Origin of the sequence: Lysobacter sp. Root916 (genome assembly GCF_001429785.1) — a bacterium.
Taxonomy (GTDB): domain Bacteria; phylum Pseudomonadota; class Gammaproteobacteria; order Xanthomonadales; family Xanthomonadaceae; genus Lysobacter.
This window is the reverse complement of record NZ_LMJF01000001.1, coordinates 543,753-569,843: the sequence shown is the minus strand read 5'-3', so window position 1 is coordinate 569,843 and position 26,091 is coordinate 543,753. Positions and strand designations below refer to the sequence as shown.

Below are 26,091 nucleotides of genomic sequence, written 5' to 3'. Positions count from 1 at the left end.
ACGCGGGCCACGGAGGTGGTGAATGCAATTCGGCAAAGACATGGTGCTGCGCCTGCTGATCGTCGACGACAGCGTCGAGGCGGCGGAAGCCATCGTCAGCGGTCTACGCAACAGCGGCATCGCCGTGCGGCCGTCGCGTCCCGAGAACGAAACCGAGCTGGCCGCGCAGGTCCTGCAGCAGCCCGACCTGGTCCTGGCCGCGCGCGATGCGCGCAATCTGCCGCTGCCCAAGGTCATGCAGCAGGTCGACAGCACCGGCAAGGACCTGCCGGTGTTGGTCCTGCTGGACAGCGTCGACGACACCGGCCTGCTGGAAGTGCTGTCGATGGGCGCGCGCAGCGTGATCCTGCGCGGCCATACCGACCACGTGCAGAACGTGGTCCGCGCCGAATGGGCCGACCTGGAAGCGCGCCGCTCGCTGCGCCGCCTGGAAGCCCAGGTGCGCGAGACCGAACGCCGCTGCGACACCCTGATCGATTCCTCGCGCGAGCCCATCGCCTACATCCACGAAGGCATGCACATCCGCGCCAACGCGGCCTACCTGGAGATCTTCGGCTTCGAATCCTTCGAAGAGATCGAGGGTATGTCGCTGCTGGACCTGGTCGCACCGGGCCAGGTCGACGGCTTCAAGCAACTGCTCAAGCAGCTGTCCAAGGGCGAGGCGCCGCCGCCGCGCTACGAAACCGAGGCGCGCGCGCTCGACGGCAGCCATTTCGCCGCGGTCATGGAGTTCACCCCGGCCAGCTACGAGGGCGAGCAGTGCCTGCAGGTGATCCTGCGCCGCCAGGAGTTCGACCCCGAACTGGCGCGCGAGGTCGAGGCCCTGCGCCAGCGCGACCAGGTCACCGGCCTGCTCAACCGCGCCACCTTCCTGCGCGCGCTCGAGGACGCCGTGTCCGACACGGCCCAGAACAACAGCCACCACGGCCTGCTGCTGATCGAACCCGATCACTACGCGCGCCTGCTGCAGGAAATCGGCCTGGACGCGTCCGACGAGCTGATCGCCGCGTTCGGCGAGCGCCTGCGCACCGCGATCGGCCCCGACGACGTCGCCGCGCGCTTCTCCGAGCACCAGTTCGCGGTGCTCACGCCCAACTGCGACTACCACGCGACCTCGGCCCTGGCCGACCGCCTGCGCACCGCTTTCGCCGACCACGTGCTGGAAACCCCAAGCCGTTCGCTCAACACCACCGTCAGCATCGGCGGCGTGCAGATCGGCGAGAAGATCGCCAGCGTCACCGCGGTGCTGGGCAAGGCCAGCCAGTGCGTGCTGTCCAGCATCGGCGTGGGCGGCAACCGCACCGAACTGTTCGATCCGGGCGCGGCCGACCGCGCCGAGTCCGAGCGCGTCGAAGCCTGGGTCACGCGCATCCGCGACGCGCTCGACGCCGACCGCTTCCTGATGAACTACCAGCCGCTGATCAATCTGCACGGCGAGCCGATGGAGATGTACGAGGCCTACCTGCGCATGCAGGGCGAGCCGGGCGAACTGGTGCAGCCGCTGAGCTTCCTGCAGATCGCCGAGGAACACGGGCTGCTGTGGGAAATCGACCGCTGGGTGGTCGGCAAGGCGATCCAGGTCATCGGCGACCGCCTGCGCGCCGGCAAGCGCACCACGCTGCTGGTCAAGATCACCCAGGCCTCGCTGCAGGACGAAAGCCTGCTCCAGCACATCGAAGAGCAGCTGGCGCGGCAGAACGCCGAAGGCAGCCTGCTGGTGCTGCAGCTGCCCGAGTCCAAGGTCTTCACCCACCTGCGCGCGGCGCAGGAGTTCCAGGCCCGGGTCGCCCGCTACGGCGTGCGCGTGGGGCTGGAGCAGTTCGGCTCGGGCCTGAACTCGTTCCAGATGCTCAGCCACTTCGACGCCTCGTTCCTGAAGATCGACCGCGCCTTCATGGAAGACCTGCCCAGCAGCGCCGACCACCAGCAGCGCATCCGCGAGATCGCCAGCAAGGCGCGCGAACTGGGCAAGCAGACCATCGCCGAATTCGTCCAGGACGCGGCCAGCATGTCCTTCCTGTTCGCCGCCGGCATCGACTACGCCCAGGGCCACTTCCTGGCCGCGGCGGGCCCGGATATGGATTACGACTTCCAGTAAGGCGTCGGGAATCGGGAATCGGGAATCGGGAATCGGGAATCGGGAATCGGGAATCGGGAATCGGGAATCGGGAATCGGGAATCGGGAATCGGGAATCGATCGGGAATCGGGAATCGGGAATCGGGAATCGGGAATCGGGAATCGGGAAAGGCTACGGCCGCCTTCGTTGCCCCGAGTCGGCTTAGTCACGGCCATCCCGCATTCGAAGCCGAAGTCAAAAACTGAGAAGCCGAGCAAACCCCGCTTTTCTTCCCCCTTTGAAAAAGGGGGATCGAGGGGGATTTGCTTTTGAGCTTACCCAGGCGCGCTACTACGCATTCAACCCACCCCCAACCGATACAAATGCACCGGCTTGATCTGCGCCCGCGCGATCACGCCCTTCGCCTCCAGATCCAGCTGCACCGCCTTCAGCCACCACCCCGCCGTCTTGCCCTGCGGAAACAGCGCCTCCGGCAACAGCGGCAGCAACGCCTCCTTCGCCTCCGCCACCTTCAACCCCGGCGCCGCCTTCGGCAGCACCGACAGCAGCGCCTTGCGCATCGCCGTGTACTTGGCGCGATCCACCCGCTCGGTCTTGCCGGGCGTGTTGACGTTCTCGATCTCGATCTTGTCGTCAGGCATCGACCTTCCCTCCCACCTCGACCTTCGGGTTGCGGAACCCCATCGCCACCCAGGCGGCCAGCAACTTGGCGTAGAAACGCACCGTGTGGGTTTTCAGGTTGGGGATGTCGTCCGGCACCCGGGACGCATCGGCTAGGTCGCCCACCATCGTGCGCATCTGCGGCTTGGGCCGCGTCGCCGCCGGCCACAAGTGCGAGTACACGCTGAGCCAATGCGCGCCCTTCATCTCCAGGAACAGCGGCGTGTTGCAGCAGGTCGCGACCACGCGGCGCGAACCGGCGCCGGGACTCAGGCGGAACTCGGCCAGCTGCGCCGCGTCGGCGAGGATGCGGATGCGGTCCTTGCGGTACTCCGCGCTGGGCGTGGCGCCGTAGGACGTGAGCAGGCTATGCGCGCCGGGCAAGGTCGCCAGGCGCCCCGCCGCCTCGCGGCAGCTGTCGCACAGGCATTCGGATACCAGGATCGGCGCGCCGCTGGCTTGCAGACGGGTGCGCCCGCAGGCGCAGGCCAGGGTGGTGGTCTCATTCATGCCGCTTGCTCCTGCTCGACGCGGAACAGATGCCGGATATACCGGTCCAGATGATCCAGCGCTTCGCGCGCAAGCTCGGGATCGTTGCCGGCCTTGGCCAGCACGAAGCCGCCCTGGATCACCGTCTGGGTATGCCGCGCCAGGCTGGCGGCGTTCCACTCGCGCGCATCGATGCCGCGATCGCGGCGCGCGCGCTCGATGTCGGCTTCCAGCGTGGCGGTGTGGCCGAAGATGCTGCGGCCGCAGGCGTCGCGGATCTCGGGCGCGCTGGTGTGCACCTCCTGCGCCATGGTCCCGACCAGGCAGGTGAACTCGGCCAAGTCGCCGGCGATGATCGCCTTGCGGAACGCGACATAGGCCAGCACGCGGTCCAGCGCATCGGCCGGCTGGTGATACGGCGCGGCCGCGAAGAAGGCGGTGGTGGTCTCGGCCCAGAACTCGGCCGCGGCCACGCCCAGCGCGTCCTTGCTGCCGAAGTGATGGAAGAACGCGCCCTTGGTCACCTCGGCCGCCGCGCACAAATCGTCGACGGTGGTGGCCGCGTAGCCCTTGGCGCGGATCACGTCCCGCGCCGCTTCCAGGAGCCGGATTCGTGCGCCGCCGCGCTCGGGCGATTGCTTGGTAGGTCTGGCCATGACTTAAACATACCAAATAGTCGGTATGTGTCAACCCACCCCACGCAAAGCCAGCCGCGTTCCAGCCCCCGCCCCACACCCCCTGTTAGCCGCGGCGCAAGCCGCGACCCACCCGCGCGCGCGCCCAAAACTCCCCTTGCCCCAAAGAAAAAGCCCGCCATTCGGCGGGCTTCTTCCTGACTGCTCGGCCGCGCTAGATCAACGCGCCACCACCGATCCGCGCACCGTCTCGATCGGCGCATTGCGCAGCGCCGTGATGCGCTCTTCCAGCGGCGGGTGGCTGCGCAGCAGCTTGGACAGGCCGTGGCCGACCGCGCCGCTGATGCCGAAGGCCTGCACCTGCTTGGGCAGAGTGCTCTCGCCGTAGGTCTGGGCCAGGCGCTCCAGCGCGCCGATCATCTTGTCGCGACCGGCCAGGCGCGCGCCACCGGCGTCGGCGCGGAACTCGCGGTAACGCGAGAACCACATCGCGATCATGCTGGCGAACAGGCCGAACACCATGTCCAGCACGAACACGATCACGTAGTAGCCCAGGCCCGGGCCGCCGTCGCGGTTGCCGGACAGATAACCGTCGATCACGCGGCCGACCAGGCGCGCCAGCACGATCACGAAGGTATTGAGCACGCCCTGGACCAAGGCCATCGTGACCATGTCGCCGTTGGCGACGTGGCTGACCTCGTGGCCCAGCACCGCCTCGGCCTCATCGCGGCTCATCGAGCGCAGCAGGCCGGTCGATACCGCGACCAGCGCGTTGTTGCGGTTGGCGCCGGTGGCGAAAGCGTTGATCTCGGGCGCGTCGTAAATGGCGACCTCGGGCATGCCGATGCCGGCCGCTTCGGCCTGACGGCGGACCGTGTTCACCAGCCACTGCTCGGCCTCGTTGCGCGGCTGCTCGATCACATGCGCGCCGGTGCTGCGCTTGGCCATCCACTTGGACAGAAACAAGGACACGAACGAGCCGCCGAAGCCGAACAGGGTGGCCATGATCAGCAGCGAGCCATTGCGCCCGGTGGTGATGCCGAACGACTGCAGAACCGCCAGGACGATACTCAGCAGGGCGAGGACGGCCAGGTTGGTAGCGAGGAATAGAGCGATGCGTTTGAACATGGTCGTGGGGTTAACCGTACCCGCGCACCGTGCGCGGTCCGGAACAAAATGTGGCAGGCTCCCCGTGAATTCAAGTGAAACCCAGCCCCGCGCGGCTTTGCCCGGCGAGTCGGTTTAACTACGCTCTCCGCGCCCGATCGGCCCAAGGCTCGCGCCCGCCGTACCGCCCCGCCCCAAGACCAGCCGCCCGCACGCCCTTGCCCACGCCCCCCGTTCCCAGCTACCGCGGCCGTTTCGCGCCCTCGCCCACCGGCGACCTGCACTTCGGTTCGCTGCTGGCCGCGTTCGGCAGCTGGCTGCTCGCGCGGCATGCGAATGGCACCTGGCTGGTGCGCATAGAAGACCTCGATCCGCCACGCGAAGTCGCCGGCGCGGCCGAGCGCCAGTTGCGCGCTTTGCGCGCGTTCGGCCTGGAATCCGACGAACCCGTGCTGCGCCAGAGCCAACGCGGCGAGATCTACCGGCTGGTGCTGGAGGATCTGCTAGCGCGCGATCTCGCCTTCGCCTGCCATTGCAGCCGCAGCGACCTGGCCGCGGTCGGCGGCATCCACCGCCGCTGCGTGGCCGCGCCGGAACGCCCCGGCCGCATGCCGGCGATCCGTCTGCGCGTGGCCGACCACAGCGTGGTCGCATTCCAGGACCGCATCCGCGGCGCGCAGACCCAGGACGTCGCGCACGACGTCGGCGACGTGGTCCTGCGCCGCGCCGACGGCTACTGGGCTTACCAACTGGCGGTGGTGGTGGACGACGCCGCCCAGGGCATCAGCGACGTCGTACGCGGCGCCGACCTGCTCGATTCGACCCCGCGCCAGATCCTGCTGCAGCGCGCGCTCGGCCTGCCCACCCCGCATTACGCCCATCTGCCGCTGGTGCTGGGCAGCGACGGCCGCAAGCTGTCCAAGTCCGATGCCGCGCTGCCGGTGGATCCGCAACGCCCGCTGCCGGCGCTGCGCGCGGCCTGGCAGGCCCTGGGCCAGGCGCCGGCGGCCTTGTCGGGCGCCAGCACGGTGCCGCAATTGCTCAACCGCGCGCAGGCAGAGTTCGACCCCGGTCGCATTGCGTCCACACCGACCGTTTCGCTCGCCGCGATGCACAACGGCGATTTCATATTTGCTGACTAGAATCGGGTCAGGGCCGCACCGTCGCGGCCGTGGAGAGGAAGACATGCAGTCACGCGTCGCATTGGTCACCGGCGGTACCGGTGGCATCGGCACCTCGATCGTCCAACGCCTGGCCCAGATGGGTCATCGGGTCGCGACCAACTATCGCGACGAGGCCAAAGGACGCGCCTGGCAGGCGCAGATGAAAGGACTCGGCATCGACGTGGCGCTCGCGCAAGGCGACGTGTCCTCCCCCGAGCAGGCCGAAGCGCTGGTACGCAACGTCGAAAGCCAGCTCGGTCCGGTCGACATCCTGGTCAACAACGCCGGCATCACCCGCGACTCGACCTTCCACCGCATGACCCCCGAGCAGTGGACCGACGTGATCGGCACCAACCTCAATTCCTGCTTCAACGTCACCCGCCCGGTGATCGAGGGCATGCGCGAGCGCAAGTGGGGCCGGATCGTGCAGATCAGCTCGATCAACGGCCAGAAGGGCCAGTACGGCCAGGCCAACTACGCCGCGGCCAAGGCCGGCATGCACGGCTTCACGATTTCGCTGGCGCAGGAGAACGCGAAGTTCGGCATCACCGTGAACACGGTCTCGCCGGGCTACATCGCCACCGACATGGTCATGGCGGTGCCCGAGGAAGTGCGCAACAAGATCGTCGCGCAGATCCCGACCGGCCGCCTCGGCAACCCCGAGGAGATCGCCTATGCGGTGGGCTTCTTCATCCCCGACGAGGCCGGCTGGATCACCGGCGCCAACCTGTCCGCCAACGGCGGCCAGTACATGGGCTGGTAAGGCCCATACGCGCCGCGCCGGCAGGTGCGGCGCCTCCGGTTCGGGCGCCCTCGGCGCCCGACCGTGCCGTACACGTCGTGCAGACCCCGCCTGCACGGTCGCGCAGCCGGCGCCGCTGGCACATCAAATCCACCACGCTCCCTGCCCCGCGGCTCGGCCTGCGGCCGGGTCCGACCTTGCCTGTTGCAAGCCCCCTCGGCCTGCGCCATGCTGCAAGGCACCACGATTTTAGAGCCAAAGCTCCATGGCCTCGACCCGAGTCATCAAGAAGTACCCGAACCGCCGTCTGTACGACACCGAGATCTCCAGTTACATCACCATCGAGGACGTCCGCCAGCTGATCGTCGACGGCGAGGACTTCGAGGTCCGCGACGCCCGCTCGGGCGACGATCTGACCCGTCAGGTGCTGCTGCAGATCATCGCCGAGCACGAACAAGACGGCGAACCGGTGCTCTCGACCCAGTTGCTGAGCCAGATCATCCGCTTCTACGGCGACTCGCTGCAGGGCTTCATGGGTAACTACCTGGAGCGCTCGATGCAGACGTTCCTGGATCAGCAGGCGCAGTTCCGCAATCAGGTCGGCGGCATGCTCGGCCAGACCCCGTGGGCGATGATGAACCAGCTCACCGAGCGCAACCTGACCCTGTGGAAGGAATTCCAGCAGAACCTGTCCGGCAGCGTCGGCCAGAGCCCGGCCTCCGGCGCCGGCACCAAGCCCAAGGGCGACACCAAGCGCGAGCGTTGAGCCGCGCATCGATCACCGACCGCGACGGCTCGCGCGCATCCGCGCGCGCCGCCGGCGCGTGCGCGTAGCCGGCCCGCGCCGGCGCAGGGGGAACATCACATGAGCAAACGCATCGCCGTCGTCAGCGGCGGCATCGGCGGTCTCGGAAGCGAGATCTGCAAGACCCTGGCCCGCGCCGGCCGGCGCGTGATCGCGATCGACCTGGCCTCGCGCGAGGAACGCATCGCCGCGTTTCGCGACGAAGTGCGCGGCCTGGACGTGCGCTTCGAAGCGGCCAACGTCGCCGACTACGACGATTGCGCGGGCACGGTCGAGCGCATCCACCGCGAAGAGGGCGCGATCGACATCCTGGTCAACGCCGCCGGCATCACCCGCGACACCAGCCTGCGCAAGATGGACAAGCGCCAATGGGACGAGGTGCTGGGCGTGAACCTGGACGGCGTGTTCAACCTGTGCCGGCACGCCGTCGACGGCATGGCCGAGCGCGGCTTCGGCCGCATCGTCAACATCAGCTCGGTCAACGGCCAGACCGGCCAGTTCGGTCAGACCAACTATTCGGCCGCCAAGGCCGGCATGCACGGCTTCACCATGGCGCTGGCGCGCGAAGTCGCGCGCAAGGGCGTGACCGTCAATTCGGTCTCGCCCGGCTATTGCGAGACTGCGATGGTGATGGCCGTGCCCGAAGACATCCGCGCCAAGATCGTCGACAGCGTCCCGGTCGGCCGCCTCGGCAAGCCCAGCGAAATCGCGCGCACCGTCGAGTTCCTGACCGCGGAGGACGCCGGGTTCATCACCGGCGCCAACATCCCGGTGAACGGCGGCTTGTTCATGAGCTTCTGAGAGCGGCGCCCCGCTTCAGTCCTACCGACGTTCGACGTTATCAGCATCACCTTGCGGCTGCGGCTGCGGCTGCGGCTGCGGCTGCGGCTGCGGCTGCGGTCGCGGTCGCGGTCGCGGTCGCCGTTGCCGTTGCCGTTGCCGTTGCCCCGGCATTCAAATCCAAAAGCAACGCACTCACACGACCAACCGTAGACCCGAAGGGCGGCGCGCAGGACGCGCGCCGTTTTTCGAATGGACAGGGACGTCCATTCGAAAAATCCCCGCGCCAGCTCCGAACAAAGTGACCCGCATGCGCAGCAGGCGGAAGCCGTTGACCTTCGTGACGGCCCACGAAAGCAAAGCAAGAGCGAATCCTCCCCAACCCTCCTTTTTCAAAGGAGGGAGCTAGGAGCAAGAGAGTGACGCGCATGCGCAGCAGGCCGAAGCCCTTGACTTTGGTGACAAGGTTGCGGGCGCACCGACTCGACCAAGCGCATCGCGGCTCACGCCGCTCCCACAGAAAGCGGCGACATCGTAGGGTGCGGTGATAACCGCACCGTCGCGATGGCTCGGGCTTGCGTGATGATGCGGTTCGCCTTCGGCTCACCACATCCTACAAAGGCGCGGCGAAGCCGTAGGGCGTGGTGCCAACCGCATCGTCGCGCCGACGCGGCGAAGGCCGCCCCGCCTCACTTCAGCGGCGGCTGCCCCGCGCAATACTTCTGGTAATACGCCTCCGCCTGCGGCATCAGCCCCTGCAGCACCTGGATGCGATTGGCCGGATCCGGATGCGTGGACGCGAATTCCGGCGGACGCTGCCCGCCGCCCAACTGCTCCATCCGCTGCCACAGCGGAATCGCCTGACGCGGGTCGTAGCACGCCGCCGCGGCCAGCATCAGGCCGACCTGATCGGCCTGCGTCTCGTGGCTGCGCCCGTACGGCAGCACGAAACCGTACTGTGCACCGGCGCCCAGCGCGCCCATCACCGCCTGCTGCTGTTGCGGGTCCATGCCGCCCAGCGCCACGCCCGCCGCCATCTGCCCCATCTGCACCAACTTCTGCTGCGCCATGCGCTGCGAACCGTGGCGCAACAGCGCATGCGCGATCTCGTGCCCCATCACCACCGCCAGCGCGCTTTCGTTCTCGGCGATCGGCAGCAGGCCGGTGTACACCGCCATCTTGCCGCCGGGCAGACAGAACGCGTTGGCTTCCTTGGAATTGATGACCGCCACGTCCCACTTGAAACCCTGATAGTCGGTGGGCGCCTGCTGCTGATGCTGCGCGGCCAGATCGGCGGTGACCTGCGGCACGCGGTTGATCAGGCGCTGGGCGATCTCGCGCACCTGCCGGCTGACCTGGTTGTCGGCCGGCACCAGCGCGCCCTGCTGGCTGGCGTCGCCCAGCACCTGCTGGAACGCCTGCGCGCCCAACTGCACTTCCTCGTCGGCGCTGGCGCCGTAGTGGGCCTGCTCGCCGGTGTAGGGGTCGGTCTTGGCGCTGCCGAACCAGGACCAGGCCGCGTAGCCCGCGAACAGGATCAGGATCCACCAGCGTATGCCACCGAAACCGCGGCGCTGGCCGCCCTGACGTTGTTGCGCGTTCCCGAAGGGGTCGATCCGCATCTGTAGTCCTCCGCCCTGCCTGGTCTTGCCGCCTGCGCCGGCGCTGCCGGCTCCGGACGGGCGCACGGCCCGTCTGCCGCCCATCCTGTCAGATATCGCGTACCACGCGGAAGCCGATGCGCGCGCTGGTGGTGTCGGCGTCGCTGCCCTGGCGCCAGGCCGAGCGCGTCTGCGCCGGCGAACTGGCCCAGGAGCCCCCGCGCAGCACCCGTGTGCGGCAGCCCGGGTTGACCCAGGCCTCGCCGTTGCGCGGCGCACGCCGGTAGCTGTCGTGCCAGCAGTCGCCGACCCATTCGCTGACGTTGCCGGCGATGTCGTGCAGCCCGAAGGCGTTGGCGCGGTAGCGCCCCACCGGCGCCGGGCCCCAGGCGTTGTCGCCGTAGCCGGCGAAGGCGTTGTTCCAGCGCCGCCCGGTCGGCGACGCGTCCAGGGCGCCGGTCAGGTTGCCGACCCGGGTCAGCGGCGCGCCCTCGCCCCAGGGATAGGCCTGGGCGCTGCCGGCGCGCAGCATGTATTCGAACTCGGCCTCGCTGGGCAGCCGGTAGTGATGCCCCGTCTGCTTGGACAGCCAGGCCGCGTAGGCCATCGCGTCCTTGGCGCTCACGTGCACCACCGGCAGATCGTCGCCGGCCTTGGCGCCAGCGTAGTCCGACTGCCAGTCGACGTTGCCGCGCCGGACCAGGTTGCCGCTGCGCTCGTCGTAGGCGGTGGAATAGCCGCGCCGGCTGGCGCGTGCGCGGTGCTTGGTCGCGTTCATGAAACGGCGGAACTCGCCGACCGTGATTTCGGTGCGCGACACCGCCAGGCCACGGTCGAAGCGGATGTTGCGGGTCGGGCGCTCGGCGTCGCTGGAGCCGGCCTCCTCGGCCTCGGCGCCCATGCGGAACGCGCCGTGCGGGATCACCACCATGGTCGGCCCGCGCCCGCCGCTCTGCATGGCCTCGGTGAAGGCCTGGCCGGGGCGGAACAGGCCGTAGTGGGTGGCCAGCTCGATGCGCTCGCGCAGCTCGACCGCGGCCGGGTCGCCGGACGGCGCGATCCGCAGCAGGTTCGCCAGCAGCACCCGCGCCTCCTCGATCCCGCGCGGGCGCGGCAACGCGGCCAGCCCCAGATCGCGCAAGCGGCCCACGCGCGCGGCGCGCTGGGTGGCGATGCGGCCCTGGGCGTCGGCGGCAGTGCTCATCTTCGGCCGCACCTGCGCGGCCAGCGCCAGCCAGCGCTCGGCGCCGCCGTAGTCGTCGCGGTCGGCCGCGACCTCGGCGCGCCGGATCAGCGCGCTCTCGGCCGCGGCGATGCCCTGGCTGGCGCGCACGTCGCCGGGGCGCAGCTCCAGCGCCTCGCGGAAATAGCCCAGCGCCCCGCCCTTGCCGTCCTCGCCGATGCGCCCGGCGTTGAGCTCGCCCTCGCCCAGGCGATTGGCCTCCTGGGCCTGGTCGGCGCGGTCGACGCGCTGCAGATAGGCGCCGACCTTCTTGTTCTCCGGCGCGACCGCGCGCGCCACCGCCGCGGCCTCGTGCGCGCCGCGCAGCTGCAGCGGATCGTCGTCGATCCCGTCCAGGGCCTGATCGCCCTGCACGATCAGCATCGCCAGCGCGCGCTCGAAGCCGGCGGCGACCTTAACGTCGTTGGGCGCGTACTGCAGCAGCGCGTAATACAGCGGAATCGCCGAGTCGGCGTCCGCGTACAGCTGGCCGGCCGCCAGCGCGGCGTCGGCGCGGCTCTTGAGCGCCTTGGCGTTGGCCTCGTCCACCGCGATCGCGGGCGGCTGCCAGGCCGGCACCGGCGATACCGCCTGGTCGGCGCTGATGGTCACGATCGGCGTGCGCCCGGCAGCCGGGTTCGGCGTGGCAGGCGTCGACGGCTCGCGCGTACACGCCGCAAGCAGCACCGCCACCGCCAAACCTGCCCATGCCTGTGCGCGCAAACGTCCTCCGCAGCCTAATCCATCGATCCTACGGGACCGCCCCGGGCCGGCGCCGACGGCGCGGGCCCGGACCGGGCGAAAGTAGGCTATTGTCGCCCGCCGCGGCAACTTCGTCGCGCCGGCACCGCCGCACCGTCCCGCACACGTTCAGATCATCATGCCCATTTGGATCTCCCAGCCTGCCGCGCTGCAGGAATATTTCGCCTCCCGGCCCGCGCGCATCGGCCTGGACACCGAGTTCATCCGCGAGCGCACCTACTGGCCGCAGCTGGCGCTGGTGCAGATCGCGGTCGGCGACGAGATCCTGCTGGTCGACCCGCTCAAGCCCGGCATCGCCGAGGCGCTGGCGCCGATCCTGGCCGACACCGCCATTCTCAAGATCATGCACAGCGCCAGCGAAGACCTGGTCGCGTTCATGCATGCCTGCAAGGTCGTGCCCAAGCCGCTGTTCGACACCCAGCAGGCCGCCGCGCTGGCCGGCATCGGCGGCGGCCTGGGCTATCAGAAACTGGTCGAACAACTCACCGGCGTGACCCTGGCCAAGGGCGAGACGCGCTCGGACTGGCTGCGCCGCCCGCTGTCGCCCGCGCAGCTGGAATACGCCGCCGACGACGTGCGCCATCTGTTCGCCATGCACGACGCGCTGGACGGCCAGCTCGGCCAACTCGGCCGTCGCGAGTGGCTGGCCGAAGACGCCCAGCGCACCGTCCACAACGCCGAACACGAAGGCCTGGAACGCTGGCCGCACCTGAGCATGCGCAGCGCCCAGTTCCTCGACCGCAACGCCCAACGCCGCCTGCTGCGCCTGTTGCGCTGGCGCGACGCCTACGCGCGCGACCACGACCGCCCGCGCAGCTGGATCCTCGACAACGAACTCGCCGTCGCAATCGCGCGTTCCAACCCGGCCGACCGCGACCTGCTGCAAGCGCAGCTCGACGCCCACCCCAAAGCCCCGCGCAAGCTGGGCGACGTGGTCTGGACCGCCCTGAGCACCCCGCTGCCCGACGAAGAACACGCCCCCGACGCCTCGCTAGGCGAAACCCGCGACAAACAACGCCTGCGCAAGCTGCAGGACGTGGTCGCCGCGCGCAGCGCCGAACTCGGCCTGCCCGACGGCGTACTCGCCTCGCGCCGCTGGCTGGAGTCCCTGCTCGACCACGGCGACTGGCCCGACGCCCTCTCCGGCTGGCGCCGCGCCGCCCTCGAACCCGGCCTGGCCCCGCTGCTGGCCGCCCAGGACTAGCGCCCTCGCCGCCGGGCCGTTACACTTTTAAGCACGTGGGGCGGTAGCTCAGCTGGGAGAGCGTCGCGTTCGCAATGCGAAGGTCGAGGGTTCGATCCCCTTCCGCTCCACCATTAAATCAATCATTTACGAGAAGCCGGCCTAGTGCCGGCTTTTTCGTAACAGCGTGGTGGGACCTGATGGCGGCGCTTCCTCTCGCTATGCTTAGGCTCAACAACCAAAGGCTGTCAGCAGATCGACCAATTCATACCTCGGCGTCTGATGACGCCCTAAATGCGCCTTGCGAACCCGAAAAGTTCGCACGTCGTTGAAGTAGGTGGCATCCAGCTAGCTCTTAGGACTACGCGGCAACTTTGCAGAGAGAAAGGGCATAGCATCGTTGAGTGCTGCCTCTACCAGTCGAAGCGGCACTTTGAGTTCCGCGCTATGAGATCTCAGTTGCAAGGCAATCCGTCGAAGTGCGCTTTCGCCATCGCAGTGCCGTATATAACGCGCCAATTTACCGAGTCGACCATCTTGCGCAGAAAGCGCCATCACACGGCCACTGGCTGAACCTCGATAGCGGGCCCACGCCGTGCCAAGCAAGATATCCGGATAAAAATATTCTTTACGCACCATGGGCTGACCGCAAAGAAAGGTGGTTAGTTCTCGCGGAGCCCCCGGATGTTGATCGCTAATTGTCCACAGCGTGTCAAACGCTCGTTCGCACAAGGACAAATGCGCATCATTCTTGGAGTTCAAGCCAGCTAAGAACAATTGCCCAAGTACGTACGGATGCGCTACGCCTGGCCCAACATGTAGCCGTTGTGACAATTCCACCCAATCGCTCGCACACCCAATATTGTGCGTTCTCACTAATCGCTCGGATACACGCTCGAGCACTTCCCACGAGACCGATAGTCCGGCGCGCGCAATCTTACTGAGAACATCGGGAACTGTGCCAAGACCATTCGCGGCATGCAACGGAGCTAGTCCACTCCCAATCATCTGGCACAGTGGCACCGCTAAATTTGGCTCATACGCTAGGATTGTCTCTGCTTCGCTGGATGAGAGTCGAGCCCCCATACCCTCCAACAACGAGGCGCCCGCTATCTCGGCCGAGATAGCCTGCTGCATGAGAATCATGCGCTCGCTCTCTGTGACATCCCAAAACGAGGACTGACCGGCAAGTTCAGGCCGCTGCTCAAGCAAACGCTGACGCATGTCCGGGCTCGCTTGACTCGCGAGAACCGCCAACGGCAACTGACGAGCTAGTGCTATGAAGGCCTGATGCCCTGTCGTATTGCTAGGGGATTGAGCAACTGTTGCCAGAACTCGTGCCGCATTCGAAACGACCAACGGCGACTTGCTTAACGCCTCTTCAAGAGACTGCACTGAGACGAACGATGGCTCATTAGCGAACACTTGCAGAGCCCGCACCAAGCTATCTGCGTCCTGGCGATCATTGATACACACCAACAGCAACTCGCGCTTCAGGCGATCTATACCCGGATAAGTGCCGAGCAAGCGCTCGAAGGACGCCAAAGCATCTCGCGGTTTTTTGCGTTCATTGAACAATGCCGCTAAAGCCGGAACCGCCGCACGAGGCTTGGCCGCGTCATATGCGTATCGTCCTAGGAACCGACGGAGTCGCGTAGGCCCACGACGCGGCAAATCACGCTGCAGACGATCAAAGCCCTCAATCTCGTACTGGTCTAAAAACTGTGCACTGTTATTGAAGTCCGAGATAAGACTAGAATCCAACGAAAAACACAGCGCCGAACCTGCCGGAACCTCAGCTAGCGCTGATGTGCTCTTTGTAAAAAACGCGAAATCTCGACGTAGCCCCGGCCACATCTGCCTCCACAACGCCATAACCAAGAGTTCGTCATCGGCAGCATCGCCTGCTGGAACAACGAAGCGACTTACAGCGGCGCGTCCGTACAGATGGCGCAGAACCCATGAAACACGTGGATCGCTGGCTACAGTCGGGACATACGAGTCCACTGTCACTTCACGTGCGGACCGAACCGACAATCGAATCGCATAAGCGGAGCTCTCGCACGAAGATGACGGCTGCTGAAACAGCGTTAGTAACGGCATCACATCATCAAGCGCTGACAGGCTGGCATAGTCCAGTAAAAGCGAGTGAGTCCAGACACTACCTGGCCGCCCCCCCTCAGCTAGCCAAGTCCGGGCCAAGACGTACTTATTTGCTGATTTGAGCGGATAACCTGACAGATAGGACCCCCGAAGACCAAATGGCTCGGATGTCAGCAGATCACTCAATGCCAATAGCTGCGCTTCGCTTTCTGGATCAAAGTCCGTAGAGGCAGACAGCAATCGATGTCCCTGCCGGTAACCATGCAAGGCCTGATCAATTACGATACCGCTCGCGCGCAACTCAGCCATGCGTCGTAGGTGATTGCATTAACCAGTGCAAGATGACTGTGAGGTCATGAGCCTCTGTATCAGCACCGACAATCCTGATACGTTGACCAGCGATTTCAACATCTAGTAAGCGCGCTTGGTCTTGCGGTAGACGGCCGCCTAGAGCGCTGACTCCATACACGCGAACGTCCCATAGATCTGAATTACTCTCCAAAAACTGGTCGAGCATGGGGCGATGCTTAGCTAGCCAAGAGATCGGATCTTCTTGCGCCCGGACAGGGACGACATCCCAAGCCGACAGCACCAACGCGATCCGGCGCAACTTACTAGCGATCGGCCAACGATTCATGGCCTGCAATAGCTCTACTAGCTTGGACTCTTCGGGCATCGAGGAAGCCTGAAAAGGGTCGACATTGACAGTAGTCGGCGCAGCCACAGCTTCTGAATTGGCCGCCACAATGGTCGCCACAGCATTGGCCATGTCACAAGCCATGTGGTCGTCGTCAGGTCGGTCGACGTTAGTGAAAAGCATCATACCATCACAGTCCAGTAACGACTCCCAGAGCGCGCGCTGGCAGCCGCCGATAGTAGCTGGCTGCTCAAACAGTTCGCCACGCATGTCTGGCACAAGCAACTCGGCGGTATCGCCTGTGCGGGTATCGCGCACATTGAACTGACCCCAGTGCTCGTTTGTACGCTGTGTTCGGGGCAAGGGCTTCACACCAAGCCATTCATGCTCCAGCGCCTGGAGATGCTTCTCATCCCCTGAAAGCGAAGCGAGCGTTAGTCGCGTTTGCAGTTCCTTGGCGTTGAGTAAGTAGGTCAACGCCGCAATGAAACTAGATTTTCCTGAGGCGGGAAGGCCTGCAGCAATGATTCTCCTCATACACGTGCCCCTAAGGCATCCATGAAGCGACTCAATGCATCGTCCAAATGAGTAGTGAGCCCTGTTGGCACGGCGACATACATCGGCGCAACTTCGCGCGGCAACAGTGCCTGCAGCAGCTCTTCAATACCTTCCCCAAACTCTGCCTCCCCTGCTCGTGCACGAGCTCCCGTCAAGTGGAGATGCACTAAGCGATGGCGCTCACTGAAGAACTCCCCGAGACGCTGGGCCCGCTGCTCTACTTTATCGAGCTCTATGCCACTGAACATGTCCTTCTTAGTAACCACTATGTGAAGCGGGCGCGACCCCAGCAGATTATTTTGCTCCAACGCTTGAAAGACACGCTTGGCCGTTGAGTTCGCCTGAGGAGCTCGGTGAAATAGCTCGGACCCATCGACCAAAAGCAGCAAATGATCGGCGCGCACCACTTCGGGAAAGGTGGCAATACTGTCAGGGTAGGCCAGCACGCGTGTTACAAACTCGCCAGCCCGATCAGCCAACAAGAAGTCGAAAGAGCGAGTCTGGCCCGCCAAGCGCAAGTGTAGAAACTGCGGGGGGCCACCGCGGGTACGTTGCGTATCGGCATGTTCCGCTCCAGAAACATGACGTGACAAGTGACAACGCTCCTCAAAACCACGAATAGAATCACTCCCAGCGAAGCGCAGATCTCTATAACCTCGGCGCCGCGCTAACTCATACATCGTGGCGATTAGCGTGGTCTTGCCTGCTTCTGGACCAGCCAGCAGCGATACGATTACTGCATCGCGACGGCGCAAGAAGGCGTCACAGTCCAGTTGCCCAAAGGAAGCTCCAACCGAGACCTGGACTAGCTCGGCAGCCGGCTCACCCACAAACAGCTCGGCATCGACATCACCAAGTGCAGCCAACCGAACCTCAGCTGCTCCTGACTCAATGAGGTTAGGGCACTCGTCGAAAGGAAAATGCTCCAGGCACTGGCCAGAGGCCGGTCCGCCACACCCGGGTTGCCTACATTGTTTAGCAAGCACGCTACTCATGCACTGATATGTGGCTGCAAAAGCGATTCCAAATACACTTGGCGAGCCAGCCCAAGCAACTCCACCGACGCTCCCGGAGAGACGCCGCTAGCACGCTCATAGCGTGGCTCCCAATCGACCTCGTCGTTAGCATCGACCGCCATAGCGACTGCCAGCGTCACTGGTAGTAGGAGCGCAGAATCAGCGGCATCGAGCCAACCCGATGCCCACCCCTGCCGCCAATCTATGGAAGACGCTTTAACCACGTCCCCCAGCCTGACCACTTCTTTAGGATTGAAGCCGGCCTTCTCCAGCACCCGAAAGAGCAGTGCCGGCGCAGCGAACAGTCCGAGCGGACTACTTTTCGTCAGTCGCGCAAGCTCGATGCCGACCCGTATTGCCACATCCGCCGCGGGCAAATCCGAAAAGGATCGACCGGCGTCTAAACTCCAACCATTCAACACCCACCAATGGGCGTTCATTTGCTCAACCAACAAGTTATGCGCCGACACCAGACCGTTGAACTGAAGCGTTAATGTCGAATACGCCTTCTCCGTATACACCGGGCCGCTATCGAGGATCTTCTTCAAGGGCGCATGCGCGCTGGAAAAGTTATTCTGCTGTGCTGCCGCCAATAACAAGCCGTGATCATCATCCAACGATGGACGCTTTGCATGCTTGATCGTCGACACTACCGGCAGGCCAGTATCCTGGCGACGAGTCAACATCCTTTGCGCATGATCCACAAGCTCCACATCAGCCTCGAAGGTCCTTAGCCCCCCGAATGCTGCAACGACAGTAGCCAGCGTGGCACGATTGCCAACGCTCTCACCGTCGTCTATGACCTGCCGCAAGATCGCAGAAGCCAGAATAATCATCTCTGGCATACCTGCATTGGCATCGAAGGTGGGGTCAACCTTTTTGACCTCACCTATCAAACCTTCCAGATCACCGGGCACCGCACGCCCCATCGCCGTGCGCAGAAGGGCTGGAAGCTCAGACGCCCGAAACTCCTCATGCACGACCTGAGCCGCGGCGATACGATCGTTGATCAACTGCGCGTCTGTGTTCAAGCCGCGCTTACGGTACATGGGACCTATATTGCTCAACGTATCACTCATTACCCATTCTCCAGTTCATGGATAAGCCCCATCACCTTGGGCCAAAGGCCAGCTTGATTGGCTCTTACTAGAGATCGTTTATAACGCTCGAAGTCAGGGAAGTCTCGGTCTTCATCATTCGCGAGACCGAGCCTCCCAACCAGCTCGCTCTTCTGCGAGGCCCCGAGTCGAAAAAAACGATGCACGCCTTCCCGCACGTCCGAGCTCGGCCGTGCAGATGTCACGGGCGAACACGCAATCTCCTCTAAGGACGTAGAGACTGAGGACTGCTGTGCCGCCGGCGCAGGCTGATTCCACGGCTGCAGCGGAATGTGCACGGTTCGCACCTCCTTATGACTTCTATCTAGTTGCGCACGGAAAGTTAGCGGCGAATTCGTCCATTCGCGTACTCGCACCTCGACGCACAGGTGACGCGTCGAGTCGGTCCCAGACACTGACAAGTCAATGATATTGTATCCAGGCGACCAACCCTGCTCTCCTCGATGCGGGTTAACGGACCCCGCGTACAATCGGACGTAATCGAGCCCCATGTCGCACCGCGCATCATGTTCATGACCAAACAGCTGCAATCGGGTCCGCGCATCAAAGTTCCGTCTCGCATCACTTTGATCGAGGAGCCACGATGGAGGGTGATGACTCATAACAAGATACTCAACACCATCGTGTTGCAGCATAGTAGAAGCTCGCGCCCCGAGCATTAGAGATGTAGGCCGATCAGCCAGCCCCGATAGCAGCGCAGTATTCAGTCCGCGCACGCGCAGGACCGAGCCATCGTTGAGCGTGAAGTCCCGCTCCCAAAAGAAATTGTCACCCGAATAGAAGGCGCAGTTATATCTTGCCGCAAACTCATTAAACTCGGCTAACGGCGCGAACAACAACCGGCAGGCATCTGGCTCAGATAACCTCTGATCAAGAGCCTGCTGATGTTCATACAATTGATCGCCACGACGAATCGCCTCATGAGCATCTCGGATCAGGCTGCTTTTGCGAATAACGGCTTGATCTATGTCGTGGTTACCTGGGCAGACCAGAACGCCAGATCGCGGACACCCGGCCGCGTCGCATACCTCGTCTAACCAGTTGGCGGCAGTTATGTACTCGGCTTTCTTCCCAGCGTATGCAATGTCGCCTGAGACCAGAATGGCCTGCGCCTCACCACTGTCAGCTACTTGTTTGCGAATGTCACGAAGCAACTCATTGCGCACGTCACCGTCTGGAGTGACACCGAACCCAGGACTACTGAAATTAAAATGTATATCAGAAAGATGAATGAACCGCGTTGTCGTCATATCCCTTGAGCACCCTGCTACTGTCCCCTATGCGGACTTTCAGATCGTGACATCCGCGCGCAACGCTATCTCTGTAACCGGTGCCGGACGCCCACGAATCCTAGCCCGCTTCCGTTCCAGCGAGCATACATGAGCTAGCGGCCACTACCGCCATCGTTTTCTGCTGGGAGTACACGACACCATTGGCACCCCTGAAATTCCTAATCACCACTGAATCCAGTAAAAATTACTCGTACTTAGCCTTTAATTTCAATATGTTAAAGTAACACCAGCGGTTCCCGCAGCATCAGAAAACTTTGTGTTGAAGGCCTCGCTATGCCTGGTTATGAGCTTCGATCCAAACCCGCAAGCCTCAGGCCAAGCCCTGCCGTCACGGCATCTACAAGACTCCGACCAACACCAGCGCGAGCCCACGGGTGACCGACAACACCACTTCCCCCACCCACCTCCGCGACCTAGCCCGCCTGCGCCGCGTGCGCGACCGCATCGACCGCGAGTACGCCCAGCCGCTGGACGTGGAGGCACTCGCGCGTGGGGTGCATATGTCGGGTGGGCATCTGAGTCGGGAGTTTCGGGCGGCGTACGGGGAGTCACCGTATAGCTATCTGATGACGCGGCGGATCGAACGGGCGATGGCGCTGTTGCGGGTGGGGGAGATGAGCGTGACCGAGGTCTGTTTCGCGGTCGGGTGTTCGTCGCTGGGGACGTTCAGCACCCGCTTCACCGAGCTGGTGGGGGTGTCGCCCAGCGTGTATCGGCGCGAGGCGGCGGCCGCCACCGAGGGGATGCCGGCGTGCGTGGCCAAGCAAGTGACCAGACCGATCAGGAATCGAGAAGCGCCGGGCGACTAGGCGCGGCTAGCATGACGGCTCCTACCCAAACGCAGGACTGCCATGAACCTCAGCATTCACTCCAGCTTTCTCGCCCACACCGATCCGGAGGCCTCGCTGGCCTTCTACCGCGACGCGCTGGGCTTCGAGGTCCGTAACGACGTGGGCTACAACGGCATGCGCTGGATCACGGTCGGCCCGGTCGGGCAGCCCGAGGTGTCGATCGTGCTGTTCCCGCCCAGCGCCACGCCGGGGGTCACCCCGGAGGAGCATCGCGTCATCGCCGAGATGATGGCCAAGGGCACCTACGCCATGATCATCCTGGCCAGCCCGGACCTGGACGCGACCTTCGACCGCGTGCAGGCCACCGGCGCCGAGGTGATCCACGAGCCGACGGTGCAGCCCTACGGCGTGCGCGACTGCGCGTTTCGCGACCCAGCCGGCAATCACGTCCGCATCAACGAAGTACGCTGAAGCATTCGCTTTCGATGTCCGCAACCGTCTTGGGGTGACGGCCGGTAGTTCGCCGCGCTTTGAGGCGCCCATCGTCAAAGGAGCTCTGCATGAATCAGTGGATACGGCAATTCCACCGTTGGATGTCGATGATTTTCACCCTGTCCGTGATCGCGACCTTTATCGCGCTGGCGCAGAAGCAGCCGCTGGTCTGGGTGTCCTACGTGCCGCTGGCGCCGCTGGCTCTGCTGACGATCACCGGCCTGTACCTGTTCGCGCTGCCGTACCTGAGCCAGTGGCGCAGGCGCTCCGGCGCCGACTCCACGTGAACCCGGCGGGCGCGCCCTAGGCCGCGCCCGATGCTCTCCGGGCCAGCGCCACTCGCCCAGCGGGTGGCGCTGGCCTGACCTCCCCCAACGCCGCTACCCTGCCCCGGCCCGATCCGGCAGCGCCCGCTGACGCGGCCTGCCTCCACGGCCACCGATCGCATTAGGAGATTCCTCATGACCGCGAAGAAGAAAGCCGCCGCCAGCAAGATCCCGTCCAAGGCCTTCTCGGCCGAAGAACGCGCCGCGATGAAGGAACGCGCCAAGGAACTGAAGGCACAGGCGAGCAAGGCCGAGAGCGAAAAGGACCTGATCGCCAAGATCGGGGAGATGCCGCCCGCCGATCGCGCCATCGCCAAGAAGCTGCACGGCATCGTCACCGAGGTCGCGCCCCACCTGTTCCCCAAGACCTGGTACGGCATGCCCGGCTACGCCAACGAGGACGGTAAGATCCTGTGCTTCCTACAGGCCGCGTCCAAGTTCGGCAGCCGCTACGCGACCTTCGGTTTCAACGATGTGGCTCAGCTCGACGACGGCGAGATGTGGCCGACCGCGTTCGCGCTGAAGTCGCTGGACGCGGCAGAGGAAAAGAAGATCCGCGCACTGCTGAAGAAAGCCCTGGGCTGAGCCCATCGTCGAACCCTCGAAGCGCGCCGACACCGCGCCCGCGACGGGGGGCCGAACCCGGCAGACGCAGCATCGAGCGATGTCCTCAGCTCACCGCGGCCGCTTCGCCAGTCCGCTCGCCAGTGGGAACGCTGGCGCGCGGACGCCCTGCCAACCATAGCCGTTATGCGTTTTCGCGACAGCCGCCGCGCGCGCGAATGTGGGATACACCGCGGTTTTACGGCAATGATTCCATGACAGAATCCGGCGGCTTGGGGAGCCGCGAGCGCGCGGCGTGAGGGCAAGGCTGCATGACTGACATCACGCGTCGCCGCCTGTTCGTCGGATTGGCCGCCGCGGCCGCGGTGGTGGCCGCCACGCCCTGGCTGTTCAAGCGCCGGCGCGAGCACGACCACGCCATGAACCCGGCGGCGGACGCGCACACGGCGCCCGGCCTGCCCAACGCGCAACCGTTCCAGACGCCGCTGCGCCTGCCCGGCCGCGAGGGCCTGTTCGCGGAAGTCGCGCTGTCCGCGCCGCTGGCCTTGAGCGCGCGCGCGGCGGCGTTCCCGATCTTCGCCGGCAAGCCGACGCCGGTCTGGCACTACGCCGGCAGCGTCGAGGGGCGCGCCGTCGCCAATCCCCTGCTGCGCGCCGCCACGGGCGACAGCGTCGAAGTCGTGCTCGCCAACGAGCTGACCGAAGCCACCACCATCCATTGGCACGGCCTGAGCATCGACGAGGCCAACGACGGCAGCGGCCTGCATCCGGTGGCGGCCGGCGCGCGCCAGACCTACCGCTATCGCATCGACAACCGCGCCGGCCTGTGCTGGTACCACGCGCATCCGCACGAGCGCACCGGCCTGCAACTGCAGCGCGGCCTGGCCGGGTTGTTGCGGGTCGAGGACGAGGAAGATCGCGCCCTGGGCGAGCGCCTGGGCCTGCGCTGGGGCGAGCGCGACCTGCCCTTATTCATCGCCGACAAGCAGGTCGACGCCGACAACGCCATCGTCTATCGCATCGGCGCCGACGACTGGATCGGCAATCGCGTGCTGGTGAACTGGACGCCCGAGCCCTTCCTGGAGGTGCTGCCGGCGCTGTACCGCCTGCGCCTGGTCAACGGCTGCAACGCGCGCATGCTGCGGATCGCGTTCGACCACCAAGGCCAGCCGCTGCCGTTCCGGCTGATCGGCACCGACGGCGGCTTGCTGGCGCAGGCCTGGAGCATGGACGACGTGTTCCTGGCGCCGGCCCAGCGCGTCGACGTATTGGTCGACTTCGGCGCGCTGGCGCCCGGCGCGCGCGTGCTGCTGCGCAGCCTGGAATACGTGGCGATGGAGAACGAGGACGAGTCCGGCGCATTCGCGCCCGATCCCATGGGCGACCATCCGGGCGCGGCGCCGATGGGCGATGCGCTGGACCTGATGCAGTTCTGCGTGGCCGCGTGCAGCGACAGCCAGCGCCGTCAGGCCAGGCTGGCGTCGGCCAATGTGCCGGCCGCGCTGAGCACGCTGCCCGCGCCGCCGGACACCACCGCTTGGCCGGTGCGGCCGATCCGGCTGCGCATGGACAGCGACGGCACCTGGTTCATCAACGACTGGAACTACCATCAGGTCGGCCACGCGCCGGTCTTCAGCGTCAAGCGCGGCAGTCGCGAGGTTTGGGAAATCCGCAACAACATGACCAGCATGCCGCACCCGATCCATCTGCACGGTTTTCAGTTCCGCGTGGTCTCGCGCAGCATCAGCCCGCCCGACGTGCGCAGCCGCAAGGTCGCGCCGCAGGGCCTGGGGCCGCAAGATCTGGGACTGAGCGACACCGTCGTGGTCTGGCCGGGCGAGATCGTGCGCATCGCGATCGATTTCTCGCAGCCGTTCTCCGGCACCCAACGCTACATGCTCCATTGCCACAATCTGGAACACGAGGACATGGGCATGATGGTGAGCTTCGCCGTCGAGGACTGACGCGAAGCCGCGCACCGCCCATGCGACGTCCCCACTCCGTAGAGAGCCCCACCATGAATCGTGTCGCCCACGTCTGCCTGCTCGCCTTGCTGCCCATCGCGCTGAGCGCCTGCCAGCCCAAAGGCGGCGATACGGCCGCGTCGCCGGACGCAGCGCCGCTGCGCCTGAACGACGCCCGCGCCAAGACCAGCTACATGGTCGGCCTGGACCTGGCCAAGCAGATCGCGCCGGTGCGCAATGAGGTCGATATCGACATCGTGGTCGCCGCCTTGCGCGCCGCCCACGCCGGCCAGAAGCCGCAGTTGGACGAGGCCCAGGTCGCGCAGATCCGCAAGGACTTCGTGCGCCAGCTGCAGGACCAGCGTAAGACCGAGCAGGCGGCGCTGGCCAAGAAAAACCTCGAGCGCGGCCGCGAATTCCTGGCCGAGAACGGCGCCAAGCCCGGCATCGTCAAGACCGCATCGGGCCTGCAGTATCAGGTCGTGCGCGATGCGAAGGGCGCCAAGCCGGCCGCCGACGCGACGGTGCGGGTGAACTACATCGGCGCGGTGCTGGACGGCAAGGAGTTCGAGAACACCTACGCGATCGACCACCCGTCCGAGTTTCCGCTCAGCCAGATCATGCCCGGCCTGCGCGAAGGCCTGATGCTGATGCCTACCGGCAGCAAGTACCGGTTCTGGGTGCCGGCCGCACAGGGCTACGGCGAGGCCGGCGTGCCCGGCCAGGTCGAGCCGAATGCGACCCTGGTGTTCGACGTCGAACTGCTGGAGATCGCCCGCTGAGGCGCGCTGCGTCGCAAGCGCTCAATCCTCGGCGCTTGCGGCCTGGGTCAACGGCAGACGCGTGCCGTCCAGGGTGCCGCGGCTCAAACGCCCGTCCTCCACGATCAGCAGTTCGCCGGACTCGCCGTTCTTGATGCTGCTGTCGACCGAGATCACCGCACCGTCGAAATAGAGGCCGACCGTCTTCATCGAGGTATGGCCGACGACGATGCGCTTGACGCCGCTGCGGTGCAGGATCGCGTCCACGCGCGCCTGATCCAGCTGCGGGTCCGTGAAGTAGCCGCGGTACCAGATCGGGCTGGTCTTGCCGTTATAGAGCCCGCTCAGCACCGGGTCCTGCGACCACACCGCCTTGGGCGTGCCCAACGAGGCGCGGTAGCGCGCGTTGGCGTCGCCGCGCTCCAGCCCCAGCGCCAGGTATTCCTCGGCGATGCCGCCGTGCACGAACAGCAGGTCGTCGATCTGCGCCATCACCGGCTTGCTGCGCAGCCAGCGCCCCAGCACGGTGTCGGGGCCGTAGAGTTCGGGATAAGGCTTGCCCAGCAGCGTCGCGTTGGTCTTGTACCCGTCGTTGACGTAGCGCAGGTCGTTGGCCAGCACCATGATCTCGTGGTTGCCCAGCAGCAGATGCACGCCGCCGCCGGCCTTGCGCGCCTGGCGCTCCAGTTCGTAGATCAGCCATAGCGCCTGGTTCACTTGCGGGCCGCGGTCGAACACGTCGCCGACGATGACCAGATGACCCTTGCCGTAGCGCCATTCGTGGCGCTGGTCGATGACGCCGTTGGCGCGCAGCAGCTGCACCATAATCTCGTACTGGCCGTGCACGTCGGACAGGGCCGCGATTCGCGACACGCTCTTCACCGGTGCGCCCGAGTCGGGCGTGGCCGGCGCCGAGACCTCGATCACACGCGGATAGCCGCATTCGGGCTTGACCTCGACCGGCCAGCGCGGGGCCGGGATCTTGCGCTCGATGAGCTTGCCGCCGCAGACCCAGCGCGCCGACACCTGGCCCGGCTCGTAGCTCAGATAAGGGCCGTCGTCCAAGGCCGGCGCGGGCGCCGCGAGCTTGGTGTCGGCGGGTCGCGGCTGGCCGTCGCCGGCTTGCGCCTGCGCGGCACCCGCGCAGGCCAGGCACGCGGCCAAGGCCAGCGTTCGGTGCAGCCCGTTGCTCATGCTTCGTCTTCCCGGTTCGTCCGTCCGCCGCGCGAGGCGGCCCGAAGA

At 65.4% G+C, this 26,091-nt stretch carries 24 protein-coding genes and 1 tRNA gene; 13 read left to right on the top strand and 12 right to left on the bottom strand.

The window, feature by feature from the left end; all coding sequences use genetic code 11:
- Positions 1-22 precede the first annotated feature (22 nt).
- Entirely contained in the window at positions 23-2,098 is a 2,076-nt protein-coding gene (locus tag ASE35_RS02675; RefSeq protein ID WP_057161234.1) for an EAL domain-containing protein, read from the top strand.
- Between the two features lie 318 nt (positions 2,099-2,416).
- Here ASE35_RS02675 and ASE35_RS02670 read toward each other — a convergent pair whose 3' ends face one another.
- The 4 genes from ASE35_RS02670 to htpX form a co-directional block, all read right to left on the bottom strand.
- On the bottom strand, positions 2,417-2,719 hold the full coding sequence (locus ASE35_RS02670) for a hypothetical protein (protein ID WP_057162892.1): 303 nt from the start codon (positions 2,717-2,719) through the stop codon (positions 2,417-2,419).
- Positions 2,712-3,248 carry a hypothetical protein gene (locus ASE35_RS02665; protein ID WP_057162891.1) on the bottom strand — a complete coding sequence of 179 codons (537 nt, stop codon included), beginning with the start codon at positions 3,246-3,248 and terminating at the stop codon, positions 2,712-2,714. The genes ASE35_RS02670 and ASE35_RS02665 overlap by 8 nt, the downstream gene beginning before the upstream one ends.
- A complete protein-coding gene (locus tag ASE35_RS02660; protein ID WP_057162890.1) occupies positions 3,245-3,883 on the bottom strand; it encodes a TetR/AcrR family transcriptional regulator in 639 nt (212 codons plus the stop codon). Before ASE35_RS02660 ends, ASE35_RS02665 begins: the two co-directional genes overlap by 4 nt.
- A 198-nt stretch (positions 3,884-4,081) precedes the next feature.
- Positions 4,082-4,990, bottom strand: a complete 909-nt coding sequence (gene htpX / locus ASE35_RS02655) for a protease HtpX (protein WP_057162889.1) — start codon at positions 4,988-4,990, stop codon at positions 4,082-4,084.
- Between the two features lie 197 nt (positions 4,991-5,187).
- On the opposite strand from htpX, the gene gluQRS reads away from it, so the two are divergent.
- The 4 genes from gluQRS (at position 5,188) to phbB (ASE35_RS02635) (ending at position 8,480) form a co-directional block, all read left to right on the top strand.
- Positions 5,188-6,111, top strand: a complete 924-nt coding sequence (gene gluQRS / locus ASE35_RS02650; RefSeq protein ID WP_057162888.1) for a tRNA glutamyl-Q(34) synthetase GluQRS — start codon at positions 5,188-5,190, stop codon at positions 6,109-6,111.
- Between the two features lie 43 nt (positions 6,112-6,154).
- Positions 6,155-6,895 (top strand): acetoacetyl-CoA reductase, encoded by a 741-nt coding sequence (phbB, locus tag ASE35_RS02645; protein WP_056173658.1) that lies wholly within the window; start codon positions 6,155-6,157, stop codon positions 6,893-6,895.
- A 244-nt stretch (positions 6,896-7,139) separates the two neighbouring features.
- Positions 7,140-7,640: a polyhydroxyalkanoate synthesis repressor PhaR gene (gene phaR, locus ASE35_RS02640; protein ID WP_056173655.1), complete on the top strand. Its 501-nt coding sequence runs from the start codon at positions 7,140-7,142 to the stop codon at positions 7,638-7,640.
- Positions 7,641-7,739: 99 nt separating this feature from the next.
- Positions 7,740-8,480: an acetoacetyl-CoA reductase gene (phbB, locus tag ASE35_RS02635; RefSeq protein ID WP_056176436.1), complete on the top strand. Its 741-nt coding sequence runs from the start codon at positions 7,740-7,742 to the stop codon at positions 8,478-8,480.
- A gap of 668 nt (positions 8,481-9,148) precedes the next feature.
- Here phbB (ASE35_RS02635) and ASE35_RS02630 read toward each other — a convergent pair.
- A complete protein-coding gene (locus ASE35_RS02630; protein WP_057162887.1) occupies positions 9,149-10,081 on the bottom strand; it encodes a M48 family metallopeptidase in 933 nt (310 codons plus the stop codon).
- An 88-nt stretch (positions 10,082-10,169) separates the two neighbouring features.
- Positions 10,170-12,005, bottom strand: coding sequence for a formylglycine-generating enzyme family protein (locus ASE35_RS02625; RefSeq protein ID WP_082611081.1), 1,836 nt, complete (start codon positions 12,003-12,005; stop codon positions 10,170-10,172).
- Between the two features lie 157 nt (positions 12,006-12,162).
- On the opposite strand from ASE35_RS02625, the gene rnd reads away from it, so the two are divergent.
- Positions 12,163-13,248 carry a ribonuclease D gene (gene rnd, locus ASE35_RS02620; protein ID WP_056173647.1) on the top strand — a complete coding sequence of 362 codons (1,086 nt, stop codon included), beginning with the start codon at positions 12,163-12,165 and terminating at the stop codon, positions 13,246-13,248.
- 37 nt (positions 13,249-13,285) lie between these two features.
- A tRNA-Ala gene (locus tag ASE35_RS02615) sits at positions 13,286-13,361 on the top strand.
- Positions 13,362-13,575: 214 nt separating this feature from the next.
- Here ASE35_RS02615 and ASE35_RS20965 read toward each other — a convergent pair.
- The 5 genes from ASE35_RS20965 to ASE35_RS20535 form a co-directional block, all read right to left on the bottom strand.
- Positions 13,576-15,639 (bottom strand): hypothetical protein, encoded by a 2,064-nt coding sequence (locus ASE35_RS20965; RefSeq protein WP_157489233.1) that lies wholly within the window; start codon positions 15,637-15,639, stop codon positions 13,576-13,578.
- Complete coding sequence (locus tag ASE35_RS20960) at positions 15,632-16,504, bottom strand: hypothetical protein (RefSeq protein WP_157489232.1); 873 nt, start codon at positions 16,502-16,504, stop codon at positions 15,632-15,634. Before ASE35_RS20960 ends, ASE35_RS20965 begins: the two co-directional genes overlap by 8 nt.
- Complete coding sequence (locus ASE35_RS20955) at positions 16,501-17,391, bottom strand: hypothetical protein (RefSeq protein ID WP_157489231.1); 891 nt, start codon at positions 17,389-17,391, stop codon at positions 16,501-16,503. Before ASE35_RS20955 ends, ASE35_RS20960 begins: the two co-directional genes overlap by 4 nt.
- A 125-nt stretch (positions 17,392-17,516) precedes the next feature.
- Positions 17,517-18,620, bottom strand: a complete 1,104-nt coding sequence (locus ASE35_RS02605; protein ID WP_082611080.1) for a GTPase-associated system all-helical protein GASH — start codon at positions 18,618-18,620, stop codon at positions 17,517-17,519.
- Positions 18,620-19,909, bottom strand: coding sequence for a metallophosphoesterase (locus tag ASE35_RS20535; protein WP_082611079.1), 1,290 nt, complete (start codon positions 19,907-19,909; stop codon positions 18,620-18,622). Before ASE35_RS20535 ends, ASE35_RS02605 begins: the two co-directional genes overlap by 1 nt.
- A 416-nt stretch (positions 19,910-20,325) precedes the next feature.
- Between ASE35_RS20535 and ASE35_RS02600 the strand changes: the two genes are divergently transcribed.
- From ASE35_RS02600 to ASE35_RS02575, 6 genes are all read left to right on the top strand, one after another.
- The gene (locus ASE35_RS02600) at positions 20,326-20,760 is read left to right on the top strand and encodes a helix-turn-helix transcriptional regulator (RefSeq protein ID WP_057162883.1); all 435 of its coding nucleotides are present in this window, start codon (positions 20,326-20,328) and stop codon (positions 20,758-20,760) included.
- 42 nt (positions 20,761-20,802) lie between these two features.
- Positions 20,803-21,213, top strand: coding sequence for a VOC family protein (locus tag ASE35_RS02595; RefSeq protein ID WP_057162882.1), 411 nt, complete (start codon positions 20,803-20,805; stop codon positions 21,211-21,213).
- 89 nt (positions 21,214-21,302) lie between these two features.
- The gene (locus tag ASE35_RS02590; protein WP_057162881.1) at positions 21,303-21,521 is read left to right on the top strand and encodes a hypothetical protein; all 219 of its coding nucleotides are present in this window, start codon (positions 21,303-21,305) and stop codon (positions 21,519-21,521) included.
- A 174-nt stretch (positions 21,522-21,695) separates the two neighbouring features.
- Entirely contained in the window at positions 21,696-22,145 is a 450-nt protein-coding gene (locus ASE35_RS02585; protein ID WP_057162880.1) for a DUF1801 domain-containing protein, read from the top strand.
- A gap of 290 nt (positions 22,146-22,435) precedes the next feature.
- On the top strand, positions 22,436-24,088 hold the full coding sequence (locus ASE35_RS02580) for a multicopper oxidase domain-containing protein (protein WP_057162879.1): 1,653 nt from the start codon (positions 22,436-22,438) through the stop codon (positions 24,086-24,088).
- A gap of 53 nt (positions 24,089-24,141) precedes the next feature.
- Positions 24,142-24,870: an FKBP-type peptidyl-prolyl cis-trans isomerase gene (locus ASE35_RS02575; RefSeq protein WP_057162878.1), complete on the top strand. Its 729-nt coding sequence runs from the start codon at positions 24,142-24,144 to the stop codon at positions 24,868-24,870.
- 21 nt (positions 24,871-24,891) lie between these two features.
- Here ASE35_RS02575 and ASE35_RS02570 read toward each other — a convergent pair whose 3' ends face one another.
- Positions 24,892-26,043, bottom strand: coding sequence for a metallophosphoesterase (locus ASE35_RS02570; RefSeq protein ID WP_057162877.1), 1,152 nt, complete (start codon positions 26,041-26,043; stop codon positions 24,892-24,894).
- Positions 26,044-26,091: the final 48 nt, after the last annotated feature.

Bases quoted from the DNA above. Each gene is read 5' to 3' on its own strand.
- ASE35_RS02675 (WP_057161234.1), top strand. From the start codon at position 23: ATGCAATTCGGCAAAGACATGGTGCTGCGCCTGCTGATCGTCGACGAC.
- ASE35_RS02670 (WP_057162892.1), bottom strand. From the start codon at position 2,719: ATGCCTGACGACAAGATCGAGATCGAGAACGTCAACACGCCCGGCAAG.
- ASE35_RS02665 (WP_057162891.1), bottom strand. From the start codon at position 3,248: ATGAATGAGACCACCACCCTGGCCTGCGCCTGCGGGCGCACCCGTCTG.
- ASE35_RS02660 (WP_057162890.1), bottom strand. From the start codon at position 3,883: ATGGCCAGACCTACCAAGCAATCGCCCGAGCGCGGCGGCGCACGAATC.
- htpX (WP_057162889.1), bottom strand. From the start codon at position 4,990: ATGTTCAAACGCATCGCTCTATTCCTCGCTACCAACCTGGCCGTCCTC.
- phbB (WP_056173658.1), top strand. From the start codon at position 6,155: ATGCAGTCACGCGTCGCATTGGTCACCGGCGGTACCGGTGGCATCGGC.
- phaR (WP_056173655.1), top strand. From the start codon at position 7,140: ATGGCCTCGACCCGAGTCATCAAGAAGTACCCGAACCGCCGTCTGTAC.
- phbB (WP_056176436.1), top strand. From the start codon at position 7,740: ATGAGCAAACGCATCGCCGTCGTCAGCGGCGGCATCGGCGGTCTCGGA.
- ASE35_RS02630 (WP_057162887.1), bottom strand. From the start codon at position 10,081: ATGCGGATCGACCCCTTCGGGAACGCGCAACAACGTCAGGGCGGCCAG.
- rnd (WP_056173647.1), top strand. From the start codon at position 12,163: ATGCCCATTTGGATCTCCCAGCCTGCCGCGCTGCAGGAATATTTCGCC.
- ASE35_RS20965 (WP_157489233.1), bottom strand. From the start codon at position 15,639: ATGGCTGAGTTGCGCGCGAGCGGTATCGTAATTGATCAGGCCTTGCAT.
- ASE35_RS20960 (WP_157489232.1), bottom strand. From the start codon at position 16,504: ATGAGGAGAATCATTGCTGCAGGCCTTCCCGCCTCAGGAAAATCTAGT.
- ASE35_RS02605 (WP_082611080.1), bottom strand. From the start codon at position 18,620: ATGAGTGATACGTTGAGCAATATAGGTCCCATGTACCGTAAGCGCGGC.
- ASE35_RS20535 (WP_082611079.1), bottom strand. From the start codon at position 19,909: ATGACGACAACGCGGTTCATTCATCTTTCTGATATACATTTTAATTTC.
- ASE35_RS02595 (WP_057162882.1), top strand. From the start codon at position 20,803: ATGAACCTCAGCATTCACTCCAGCTTTCTCGCCCACACCGATCCGGAG.
- ASE35_RS02590 (WP_057162881.1), top strand. From the start codon at position 21,303: ATGAATCAGTGGATACGGCAATTCCACCGTTGGATGTCGATGATTTTC.
- ASE35_RS02585 (WP_057162880.1), top strand. From the start codon at position 21,696: ATGACCGCGAAGAAGAAAGCCGCCGCCAGCAAGATCCCGTCCAAGGCC.
- ASE35_RS02580 (WP_057162879.1), top strand. From the start codon at position 22,436: ATGACTGACATCACGCGTCGCCGCCTGTTCGTCGGATTGGCCGCCGCG.
- ASE35_RS02575 (WP_057162878.1), top strand. From the start codon at position 24,142: ATGAATCGTGTCGCCCACGTCTGCCTGCTCGCCTTGCTGCCCATCGCG.
- ASE35_RS02570 (WP_057162877.1), bottom strand. From the start codon at position 26,043: ATGAGCAACGGGCTGCACCGAACGCTGGCCTTGGCCGCGTGCCTGGCC.